The following is a 10,975-nucleotide window of genomic DNA, read 5'->3' on the forward strand; positions in this document are numbered from 1 at the left end:
TAAAGCCCGAGCACCTGTTTGAGCTCGCCGATGCGGCGGCGGCCAATGGGCAGTTCGATGCGGGTTTTGCCCGCTGTGCGCAGCATGAAGTTGCCGCCGGGCAGCGAGGCGATCTCCGTGACCAGATCCAGGTTCACCAGGTATTTGCGGTGCACCCGGAAGAACCGGTGGGGCTTTAAGCGGTCCTCCAGCAGTTTCAGGCGGTAGGAGGTGAGAAATTTCTGGGTGGCCGTGTGCACGAAGGAATAGTCCTCGTAGGCCTCCACGAAGATGATCTGGGTGTAGGGGATGAGGATGGTCCGGCCGTCCAGGGTGACCGGGAGCTTTTCGATGTCGCGCGGCCGCTTGAACTGGCTTAAGTCCCAGGCCTGTTTGAGGGCGGAGATGAAGCGGTCCTCCTCCTCTTCCTCCAGGGGCAGGCGCACGGTCTCCTCGTCGTCGCCGCCTTCGTCGCCTGGCGGCTCGTCGGCCTTTTGCCAGGCCGACGGGGCGGAAATCTCCTGGAAGGCGGGTTTGACGCGGCTTAGGCGCTCGATGGTGCGTTCGAAGCGTTCCGCCGTGGCGGGCCACAGGAGGTAGTCGGCGGCCCCCAGCTCGAAGGCGGCGAAGGCGTGGGATTCGTCGGCGGCCAGGAATACCAGCCCGGGGCGCTGTTTGCGGCTGGCCAGGGTACGGGCCAGGTCCAGGCCGGAGATGCCGCCGGGCAGGTCCACGCTTAAAAAGACGATGCCGTAGGGGATGGCCCGCAGCAGTTCCCCGGCCTCGAAGGCGCTGACCGCCTCGCCCACCACCCGGATGAAATCCACGCCGCCCAGGTATTCCCGGAGGGTGGACCGGGCCGTGGGGTCCGGATGCACAAGCAGGGCAGCGATTTTTTCCATGGCGGCGCCGGGTGAGGGTGTCGGGCGCGTCCCTCCGGAAAGCGGAGTTGGCGCTTTGGGTTGCTATCACGCCTGCGGCGGGCTTGCAAAGGGAGCGGGGCGGGAAAAGCGGAGGCCTGGGGAAGGGATTGCCGTTTGTCGTGCATGTGCATGTGCGGGGGAGGGGGGCCGGGTTCGGGGTTTGCGGCGAAGCGCTTCGGCAGCCTATGCGTCGCTGCGCTCGAGGCTGCCGGGCGCGACTTCGCGCAAACCCGTCGCCCGGCCTGGGGATTCGCCCGTGCGCTGGAGTCCGCAAGAAGACAGAGGCGCGGATTTTTGATGGAAAAGACAGAGGCATTTCCATGGTGGGGCGCCCCGTCGCCCGGCCTGATCGCCCCGGCTCCTTACCGGAACGCCGAAAACGTCCCACCTTTCCCGCTTGGGGTTTCCAAAGGGGACGTGTCCCCTTTGGCCGCCGGAGGCCTTCCCCACCGCCATTTCTCCCGCTCACCCCCCGGCATGCCGGGTCAGAAAGATATCGAGCTGGTTGGCGAAGGCCTCCTTGTCTTTGTTCCCGAGCGGCGGCGGCCCGCCGGTCATAACGCCCGCGCCGCGCAATTCGTAGAGCAGGTTGCGCATGGTCAGGCGGCCCTGGATATTGTCCTTGGTATACAGCTCCCCCCGGGGATTGATTGCATGGGCGCCCTTTTCGATGACCAGGGCGGCCAGGGGGATGTCCGCCGTGATCACCAGATCGCCTTGCGCCACGCGCTCCACGATGGCCGCATCCACCACGTCGAAGCCCTGGCCCACCCGGATGGCGGCGATGTATTCCGACGGCGGGGTGTACAGGGTCTTGTTGGCCACCAGGGTCAACCCGAGGCGCAGGCGCATGGCCGCTCGGAACAGGATCTCCTTGATGGCCGTGGGCAGGGCGTCGGCGTCGGCGTAGATGTGCATGGGGTTCCTTGGGCGCGTTCCTTTCAGGCAAAAGACGGTGAAATATGCGGCCTCAGCGGCGATCAAGCTCCAGCCGGGGCGTCGCATCCCCATCCTTTTTCCCGGCCGCAAGGCGCACGGCGTCGATGATTTTGACCGCCGTGGCCCGGTCGGAGGCATGAAGGGACACGGTCTCCTCGCTGATGCGCCCGGCCAGGAGCAGCCGTCCCAGGGAACTGGCGAAACTCAGCATGCCGTGGGCCTTGCCCTGGGCCACGACCTCGGAAAACGTGGCCTCGTCGGTCTCGCCATGCACGATCATCTCCCGCACCCGCAGGGTGGGGGCCATGACCTCGAAGATCGCCGTGCGCGACCCGTCCAGGGCGGGGACCAGCCGCTGGGCCACGGCCAGGCGCAGGCAGCCCGCCAGGGCGGCCCGGGCCGAGCGTTCCTCCGAGGGCTCGAACAGTCCGGCCAGCCGGGAGACCGTCCCGCCGCAGTCCGTGGCGTGCACCGTGCAAAAGACCAGATGGCCGGTTTCGGCGGCCCGCAGCGCGGCCTCGGCCGTTTCCCGGTCGCGGATCTCGCCCACCAGGATCACCCGGGGGGCCTGGCGCATGGCCGCCCGCAGGCCGCTGGCGAAGTCCTGGAAATCCGGCCCCAGCTCCCGCTGGGAGACGAGCGCCTGCTTGGGCGGATGCAGGTATTCCACCGGGTCTTCCAGGGTGACCACATGCACCGCCCGGGTCTGGTTCACCACGTCGATAAGCGCCGCCAGGGTGGTGGATTTCCCGGACCCCGTGGACCCGACCACGGCCACCAGCCCGTCCCGGGCCGCGGCCGCCTCGGTCAAAAGCGGCGGCAGCCCCAGCGCGGCGGCCGTGGGAATGGTGTCCGGGAGGCGGCGAAACACCATGGCCGTGGCTCCCAGGCGCAAAAAGACGTTGGCCCGCAGGCGCGTCCCCGACGGCAGGGCCAGGGCCAGGTCGGCCGAACCGGTGGCGGCGTGGTCGGCCTTGGCGTGGGGTTTTTGCTCCAGAAGCGCCCGGGCCATGGCCGCCGTGTCGGCCTCGGTCAGCACGGCCGGGAGGGTGCCTGCCACGGGGGTCAGCGCGCCCGCCACCGAGGCCATGACCGGGCTTCCCGGCGACAGCAGGATGTCCGAGGCCCCGGGGGCCTGGCGCAGGGCTACGCCCAGAAGGTCTTCCAGAAAACGCATATCCATCATGGTCTGCCTCGGTGGCGGGCGGTCGTTGCGCCATGGTCGGCGGAACGCCGCGTCCTGGTGTCGTGTTCTCGAAATCCGCAGGTCTAAGTCGTACGCCAACCATTCACACGAATGCCGTCAAACCGTTCCGGCGAGTAGGTACTTGAGATGCGTGCCTGCTGGTTGCCTGGCGAACCGGGCGCGCCCGGACGGCCGGTCATTTCCCGGCCTCCGGGTCCGGCAGGGCGTCTGGCGGCAGAAACGGGCGCAGGCGTTCGGGATTTAAGGCCTTGGCGGCCGCCTCGCGCGGGTCGATCAGGCCGTTTTTCACCAGTTCGATGAGGGAGTCCTCCATGGTGCGCATCCCGAATTTCTTGCCCGTCTCCATGGCGCCTGGAATCTGGTGGATCTTGCTTTCCCGGATGAGGTTCCTGATCGCCGGGGTGGCGATGAGCAGCTCCAGGGCGGCGATCCGGCCGGGCCGGTCGGCGCGGCGCACCAGCGTCTGGGACACCACGGCCCTAAGCGACTCGGACAGGGCGGCCCGGATCTGGGCCTGGCGCTCGCCCGGGAAGGCGTCGATGATACGGTCCACGGTCTTTGGGGCGGACATGGTGTGCAGGGTGGACAGCACCAGATGGCCGGTCTCGGCGGCCTCCAGGGCCAGTTCGATGGTCTCCAGGTCGCGCATTTCCCCCACCAGGATGATGTCCGGGTCTTCCCTCAGGGCGCCGCGCAGGGCCTTTTGGAAGCTTGCGCTGTCGCGGCCGATCTCGCGCTGGTTGATGAGGCATCCGGCGGATTCATGCACGAATTCGATGGGGTCTTCGATGGTCAGGATGTGGTCCCGGCGGTTGACGTTGGCGTGGCCGAGCATGGCCGCCAGCGTGGTGGACTTGCCCGAACCCGTGGGGCCCGTGACCAGGACCAGCCCCTTTTGCAGCATGGCCAGATCCTTGAGCAGCGGCGGAAGCCCCAGGTCGTCAAGGCTGGCCACGCGGCTGGGAATCTCCCGGAAGGCGGCGGCCATGCCGCGTTGCTGCAAGAAATAGTTGACCCGGTAGCGGGCCAGCCCCGGGGCCTCGTGGGCGAAATCGATGTCCCCGGTCTCCTCGAACAGCTTGATTTTGCGCTCCGGGGTGATCTCGTAGAGAAGCTTGCGCAGGCTGTCGGGGTCAAAAGCGGGGTATTTCACCCGTTCGAGCACCCCGTTGAGGCGGATGATGGGTTGCGAGCCGCTGGACAGGTGCAGATCCGATGCCCCCATCTCGTGCATCATTTTGAAAAAGGCGTCGATCTGGGCCATGCCGGGCCTCCGGAGGTGGCAGTGTTGGCGGGCGCGTTTCGGGCGGTCCGCTTTCGTTTCCGCGAGGCTACCAGAAAGACGGGGCGACATGGAAGACGCCGCCCGAGTGCGCCCCGGCTGGTATGTGTTTTCAATAAAGTGAAACGGGAAAACCTCAAACACCTGTTCCTGGCGGCCGCGCGTTCATTCTCAAGGCTGCCAGAAAATTGCAACAACCTGATATGCTATGCTTTTTTTGATATGGAAGCGAAGCGTGCGCATGGCACGGCTTTTGAAAAAGTCCTGTCGGCGAGGCAGGGGGATCAGGCGCGGACGGTCCGTCCGCCATCCTGAATCATACGTTCAGACATCTCCTCACCCTCGGCGCCAGAGCCGACAGGGACGGCGAATCCGGGGAACCCGGAACTTAGTTTACGATTTTTTCGCATTTCTCGCAAAAAGCGAAATGGGCAAACGGCGAACGGACCTGGGTCCTGGACGATGGGACACGGAGTCGAGACGGGGTGCAGCGTGCGGAAAGGACAGACTCCCACCTCCAGCGAGAAGCTTCTGCGCATGATTCGCGGCGCAGGGGTCACAGCCGCCGCAGGCCGGGACGAAGCCAAGTCCCGGGCTGTGGCGGCGGACACGCCGCGCGTCGGTTCGGGGGGCTTTTTGCCGTTTTGGCGCTCTCGGGCCGTGGTCGGCGTGGATGTGAGCCGCCGGGGCGTGGCCGTGGCCGCCATCCGTGGCCGGGACGGCGAGTTCGAGGTGCTGGCCCTGGAGCGGGCGGAGCTGGCGCCCTCCCTGTCCTTCGATTCCGATGAATTTTCGCGCATCCTGGGCGCCGTGGTCTCCCGGGCCTGCCTGCGCATCCCCCATCCCGAAATCTGGTGCGCCCTGTCGTCGTCCCAGGCCGATCTGCGGCTTGTGGGCGTGCCCAAGGTGCCGTCATCCCAGCGGGACAACGCCGTGTTCTGGACGGCCCGCAAGGAACTGTCCTTCGACGAAAAAAACGTGATCTTCGATTACGAGGACCGGGGCGAGATGGTGGAGAAGGGGGCGGTCAAAACCGCCGTCTTCGCCCACACCATCCCCCGCGACGTCGTGGCCAGGCGCAAGCTGGCGTTTGAGCGGGCCGGGTACACCCTGACGGGCATGACGCTTACGGCCTTTGCGGACCAGAACGTGTTCCGGTCCGGCTGCCTGCCGCCGCCTCCCGGCGGCGCGGCCACGCTGCATGTGGGGGACAACTGGTCGCGGCTGGAGATTTACCGGGACGGGAATCTGGTGTTCACCCGGGGCATCAAGGCGGCCATGACCGCCCTGGCCGGGGCTGTCCTGGAAGGACTTGCCGAGACGGCGGCCCCTGCGCCCAGTCCGGTGTTCGAGACCCCGAAGGGCCCGCCGCCGGTGGAGACGCCCCGGGGCTTTGAGGGTTCCGGCGAGATGGTGCTTGACCTCGATGGCGATGGCGCAGGCCTGCCGGACACCGGGGAACCGAGGCTTTTGACCCTCGACCTGTCCGGGGCCACGGCAGGCGCCCAACCGCTGTCGCCGCCCCTTGCGGCCCCGGCGGATGCGGACCAGGCCGACGCAGAGCCGCCTGTCGCCGGTTCCGTCGACGGGATGGACGAGGAAGACGCCCGGGACGTGCTCCTGACCCTGGTGGAGGGAAACCCGGGTGTTGCGCCGGGCCGGCCCGGGCACGGATTGTCCGCCGAGGAGGTCATGGACCTGGCCGATCCCGCCCTGTCGCGGCTGGCCCGCCAGGTGGAGATGACGCTCAAGCATTACCGCGAGACCCTGGGCAACGATCCCGTGGGCGCGCTGTACGTGTCCGGCCCCCTGGCGGCCGCCCCGCCCTTTCTGGAATACCTGGAAGGGCATCTGGGCATCCCCTGCGAACCCTTCGATCCCCTGGGCGCAGCCGGGGTCAAACATTCAGGCGAGTCCCCCGACCCGAAGGCCATGAGCCTGTCCGGACGGTGCGCGTTCCAGCAGGCCCTGGGCGTGGCCCTGTCCCGGCCGCGCATGACCCCCAATCTTTTCGTCACCTACAAGGAACGCCGCGAGGCCCGGCGGGTGACCCTGGTGAACCAGGCCACCCTGGCCGTGTTCTGCCTGATCCTGGTTTTGATGGCCGGTTTTTCGGTGTTTGAGACGGGCCGCAACCGGGCCCGGGCCGAGGAGCTGGCGCGGATCTCCAAACAGATCGAGGGCCAGGGGGTCATGGTGGACACGGCCGTTTTGAACAAGGCCGCCGTGGAGGCCACGAAAACCCAGGAGGCCATCCGGGCCTTCGCCGCGAAAAATCTGGGCCTCGGGGCCATTGGCGAACTGACCGCCCTGACCCCGCCGGAGGTCAAGCTTTTGAGCCTGACCGTGGACATGGGGCCCCCGGCCCGCCAGACCGCACCGCCTCCGGCGGCTGCCGGAAAGGCCGCCCAGGCGGCCAAGCCTGCGGTCAAGTACATCAAAAAAATCATCATCGACGGCGTGGTGGAAGGCGACAGCCAGCTTTTCGAGTCCGTATTGGCCGGATATCTGGTGAACCTGCAAAACTCTCCGCTTCTCGGGGATTCGACGGTGAGCAAACGCGACGTGGAAACCATCGGCGGCGTCCAGGCCCTGCATTTCGTGGTTTCCCTGGCGTTGGCCGGGCAATGAAAGAGGAAGGCCGGATATGAACCCGCTGGGCATCGCCACTACCAAACTCCCGACTAGATCCATCATGGGCATGGTCGTGTTGTTCGTGAGCCTGATCGTTTTCGGGTCCGTGTTCGTCTATCCGGTGTTGCGCGCCTCGGCCCGCCTGGACGGGGAGATCGCCCGGGAAAAGGCTCGGCTTGAGGAGCAGCAGGCCCTGGTGGGCTTCTATATGGAATTCAAGAAGCTTGTGGACCAGGGAATGACCGAAAACCTGCCCCCGGCCAAGACCGTGCCCCTGCCCCTGTCCCGCGTTTCGGGCGTGTCGGCCCTGTTCGAAACCTGCGCGGCCACATCGGGCATCGAGGCCGTCTCCATCACCCCCGATCCCGATTCCCTGGCCAGGGGGGCCAAAAGCCTGTCCGTGCGGGTGACGCTGCGCGGCGAACCCGAGAAATTCAGGAATTTTTTGGTGGAGGCGGGGCGGCTGCCGTCCCTGGAAACCATCGAGAACATACGCATCCAGCGTGTTTCCGAGGGCTTCGACTATCAGGTCGTGGCCTGGCTGGCCCTGGAGTAACGCCATGAGCACGAAGCAGGCGAGGATGTGGCGATGACCAAACGGGAGAAGATGCTGCTCGGGATCATGGGCGCGGCGGTGATCGTCGGGGGGGCCATGTTCACCCTGACCGGCGGGGGGCGCGGCGGCCTGACGAAGGGCCCGGACAAGGTCGTGACCCAGGCCAGGACCAATGCCGAGGCCCAGGCCAAGGCGGTCAAAACCGCCGGGGCCAGCATCATGGAGGCCCATGTGGCGGACATGGCCCTGCGGCCATGGAACACAAAGGTTTTTTACGAAAAGTCCCTGGACATCAAAAGCGAAACCGTGCGGGACGTGTCCATGCCCGTGTACTCCGGATATGTGGAAGTGGGCGCGCTGCGCCTGGCGATCATCGACGGCTACGAATACCGCGAGGGCGACGAACTGGAGACCGGGGGCTTTCTGGTCGAGCAGATCACCCCGCCGCAGGTGACCCTGCGCGGTATCGACAACGGGAAATTCGTGCAGCTGCCGTACCAGGATCCGAGCTTTTTCACCCAGTGAGCAAAACTCGCGGCCCATGGGGCGCGAACCGGGAGACGACGATGGGAGTGATGACGGGCCACGACGCCACCTTGGGCCGGTTCGCGGCGATGATCGCCGCCTGCCTTCTGGCCGGGGCCTTTCTGGCGGCGGGTTGTTCCAAGCCGCCCGAAAAGGATCCCTTTTTCGATCATTGGCACGACAAGGCGGAGGCCTCCCAAGGCTATTCGCCCACGGCCGGTCCCAAGAACCTGGCGGTGGAGGCCAAACCCATCGAGTCCGCCCAGAAGACCCGGGTGTCCGAGACGGCGCTCAACGCCAAGACCGTGGTCATGGAGATCGGCAAGGAAAAGCGCCTGCCCACCACCCGGGTCAGCCTGAAGATGTACAACACCGATCTGGTGGCCGTGCTGCGGGCCCTGGCCCGGGCCGCCAACCAGAACATCGTGGTTTCTTCGACGCTTAAGCCCGTTGAGGCCAAGGTTCAGCCCCTTCTTCCTCCGGGCGCACCCGGACAGGGCGGCCCCGAGGGTGGGGCTCCCAGGCCCCCCCAGGACCCCAAATCCCTTGACGACAAGACACGTTCCGTCCTGGTCAACATCAACATTGCCGACGCCCCCTGGAACGAGGCCTTCGAGAGCATCCTGCACGCCAACGGGCTAAGCTACACCTGGGAGGGCGACATCATCCGGGTGGTGACCCTGGAGGATCTGGAAAACGACCAGAAGATGAAGGAAGTGCAGGAAAAGATCCTGGTCCAGAAGGAGAAGCTCAAGCTCGGCGATCCGCTTTTGACCTGCAAGGTGGAGATCAACTACGCCGACCTGGGCGACGCCCTGGAGACGGTCCGGGTCTTTCTCGACCCCACCCGCAAGATCAAGGAGCGTCCCAAGCTGGAAAGCATCCAGCGTTCCACCACGGGCTCGGGCTCGGGTTCGGGCGGGGTGGTCATCTCCGGGGCCGGAAAATCCAACGCGGACGACGACGACACCAAGGAAGACGACGAGAAAAAGATCGGCCGCCCCGGCAAGGTGCGCGGCTACGTCACCCCGGACTACCACACCAATTCACTCATCATCCAGGCCAGCCGGGAGGACATGGACCGCCTGCTCAAGCTCATCGCCCAGGTGGACGAACCCCGGCCCCAGGTGGTGGTCAAGGCCATCATCATCGAGACCACCAAGGACGTGGCCCGGGAACTGGGCGTGCAATGGGGCGGCAAGCTCCAGTCCGGATCGGGCAACACGCCGTTCACCATGACCCCGGCCGGATACTATTCCGACGGCACGCTCACCCCCTATTACGGCACCAGCCCCAGCGGCCAGGGCTTCGGCATCAACTTCCCCACGTCCGGTTCCCTGACCTCGGCGGCCACCACGGCGGCCACGGGCCTGGGCGGCGACGGCATGGGCTTAAACTTCCTGTTCGGCAACATCAACGGCAACAACCTGGAGGCCCAGCTCACGGCCCTGGCCGAGAAGGGCACGGTGAACATCCTGTCCAACCCCTCCATCACCACCCTGGAGAACCGGGTGGCCTACACCTGGAACGGTCGGGAGATCCCCTACGTGTCCTCCTCCCAGTACGGCACCAACGTGCAGTTCCGCAACGCCGTGCTGCTTCTGGGCATGATCCCGCACATCATCGACGGCAACCGCCTGCGCATGGACATCCTGGTCACCAACGACGAGGTGGACAACAACCAGAACAACTGGGTCCAGGGCAATCCGCCGCTTATCACCAAGGAAACCCGGACCACGCTCATCGTGGGCGACGGCGACACCATCGTCATCTCCGGCCTGACCAAGGACACGGTGGCGGATACGGCCTCGGGCATCCCCTACCTCAAAGACATCCCGGGGCTTGGCTATCTGTTCAAGTCCAAGGGCGACAGCGTCACCAAGCAGGAAGTGCTGATTTTCATCACCCCCACCGTGCTTTCCCCCAAGCCCCTGGCCACGGCCCAAGGGCCCCGGGTGACGCAGATGGACGCCAACGCCGTGGTCATGCCTTCGGATGGGGTTGATCTCGAATCCCGGCCTGGATTTTAGCCTGAGCGCAAAGGAGAACGCGACATGAGCTACCATGAGATATTGGGCCTTGATCGGGAGCCCTTCGGCAATTCCCCTGATCCGGATTTTTTCCACAACTCCCCCCGCCACGCCGAATGCCTGCGCCGCCTGGAGATCGCCGTGCGCCTGAAACGGGGACTGTGCGTGGTCATGGGCGAGGTGGGCACGGGAAAATCCACGGTATGCCGCAGGCTTTTGCGCACCCTGAATTACGATCCGGCCATCTCGGCGCATCTGCTGCTCGATCCGTGCTTCGAGGATCCCCGGGACTTCCTGGCCGCCGTGGCCGTGTCCTTCGGCATCCTGGTGGACGGCGAGGACTCGGCGGCGCGCATCCGCGAGGCCATCCAGGAGTTTTTGCTGGCTGCGGCCGCAAGCGGCGAGACCACCGTGGTTCTGTGCGTGGACGAGGGCCAGAAGATCACCGGGCCCTGCCTGGAGATCCTGCGCGAACTGCTCAACTTCGAGGTCAACACCCACAAGCTGGTGCAGATCGTGGTCTTTGCCCAAAACGAGTTTGCGGGCGCCCTGCGGTCGCGCAAAAATCTGGCCGACCGGATCAACACCCGCGTGCAACTCAAGCCCCTGTCCTTTGCCGAGACCAAGCGTCTCATCCGCACCCGGCTGCGCCTGGCCGCCGGAGAATCCTGGAAGGATCGCGACCCGGCGCTTTTTACCCGGGCGGCGCTTTTCGCCATCCATCGCGCCTCCGGGGGCTACCCGCGCCGCATCATGCGCCTGTGCCATGCGGCCCTGCTGGAAGCAGTGGGCCGGGAAAAGGCCAAGGCCGGACTGGCCGAGGTCCGGGCGGCCAGGCGGATGGCTCGGCATGAGCCGCTACGGCCGCAGCCTGGAGCGGCGCGGCCCCCAAACCAACCG

9 protein-coding genes are annotated in these 10,975 nt (G+C 66.1%); 5 read left to right on the plus strand and 4 right to left on the minus strand.

Annotation, left to right across the window (positions count from 1 at the left end):
• From V3572_RS15900 to V3572_RS15915, 4 genes are all read right to left on the minus strand, one after another.
• Positions 1-881: LytR/AlgR family response regulator transcription factor (locus tag V3572_RS15900; RefSeq protein WP_332112005.1), on the minus strand; the 881-nt coding region annotated here is incomplete at its 3' end.
• A 486-nt stretch (positions 882-1,367) separates the two neighbouring features.
• Entirely contained in the window at positions 1,368-1,820 is a 453-nt protein-coding gene (locus V3572_RS15905) for a YaiI/YqxD family protein (protein ID WP_332112006.1), read from the minus strand.
• Between the two features lie 52 nt (positions 1,821-1,872).
• The gene (locus tag V3572_RS15910; RefSeq protein ID WP_332112008.1) at positions 1,873-3,027 is read right to left on the minus strand and encodes a type IV pilus twitching motility protein PilT; all 1,155 of its coding nucleotides are present in this window, start codon (positions 3,025-3,027) and stop codon (positions 1,873-1,875) included.
• A gap of 196 nt (positions 3,028-3,223) precedes the next feature.
• Positions 3,224-4,312 carry a type IV pilus twitching motility protein PilT gene (locus V3572_RS15915; protein ID WP_332112009.1) on the minus strand — a complete coding sequence of 363 codons (1,089 nt, stop codon included), beginning with the start codon at positions 4,310-4,312 and terminating at the stop codon, positions 3,224-3,226.
• Between the two features lie 510 nt (positions 4,313-4,822).
• On the opposite strand from V3572_RS15915, the gene V3572_RS15920 reads away from it, so the two are divergent.
• The 5 genes from V3572_RS15920 to V3572_RS15940 all read left to right on the plus strand — a co-directional run.
• Positions 4,823-6,961 carry a hypothetical protein gene (locus tag V3572_RS15920; RefSeq protein ID WP_332112010.1) on the plus strand — a complete coding sequence of 713 codons (2,139 nt, stop codon included), beginning with the start codon at positions 4,823-4,825 and terminating at the stop codon, positions 6,959-6,961.
• A gap of 16 nt (positions 6,962-6,977) precedes the next feature.
• Positions 6,978-7,520, plus strand: coding sequence for a hypothetical protein (locus tag V3572_RS15925; RefSeq protein ID WP_332112011.1), 543 nt, complete (start codon positions 6,978-6,980; stop codon positions 7,518-7,520).
• Between the two features lie 33 nt (positions 7,521-7,553).
• Positions 7,554-8,045, plus strand: coding sequence for a hypothetical protein (locus V3572_RS15930; RefSeq protein WP_332112012.1), 492 nt, complete (start codon positions 7,554-7,556; stop codon positions 8,043-8,045).
• A gap of 41 nt (positions 8,046-8,086) precedes the next feature.
• Positions 8,087-10,075 carry a secretin N-terminal domain-containing protein gene (locus tag V3572_RS15935; protein WP_332112013.1) on the plus strand — a complete coding sequence of 663 codons (1,989 nt, stop codon included), beginning with the start codon at positions 8,087-8,089 and terminating at the stop codon, positions 10,073-10,075.
• A 24-nt stretch (positions 10,076-10,099) separates the two neighbouring features.
• A partial coding sequence (locus V3572_RS15940) for an ExeA family protein (RefSeq protein WP_332112014.1) occupies positions 10,100-10,975 on the plus strand: 876 nt, incomplete at its 3' end.

It is taken from the genome of Desulfolutivibrio sp. (assembly GCF_036584575.1).
Lineage (GTDB): Bacteria > Desulfobacterota > Desulfovibrionia > Desulfovibrionales > Desulfovibrionaceae > Desulfolutivibrio.

Excerpts from the sequence above, each read along its gene's own strand:
- V3572_RS15905 (WP_332112006.1), bottom strand. The coding sequence starts at position 1,820 with ATGCACATCTACGCCGACGCCGACGCCCTGCCCACGGCCATCAAGGAG.
- V3572_RS15910 (WP_332112008.1), bottom strand. The coding sequence starts at position 3,027 with ATGATGGATATGCGTTTTCTGGAAGACCTTCTGGGCGTAGCCCTGCGC.
- V3572_RS15915 (WP_332112009.1), bottom strand. The coding sequence starts at position 4,312 with ATGGCCCAGATCGACGCCTTTTTCAAAATGATGCACGAGATGGGGGCA.
- V3572_RS15925 (WP_332112011.1), top strand. The coding sequence starts at position 6,978 with ATGAACCCGCTGGGCATCGCCACTACCAAACTCCCGACTAGATCCATC.
- V3572_RS15930 (WP_332112012.1), top strand. The coding sequence starts at position 7,554 with ATGACCAAACGGGAGAAGATGCTGCTCGGGATCATGGGCGCGGCGGTG.
- V3572_RS15935 (WP_332112013.1), top strand. The coding sequence starts at position 8,087 with ATGGGAGTGATGACGGGCCACGACGCCACCTTGGGCCGGTTCGCGGCG.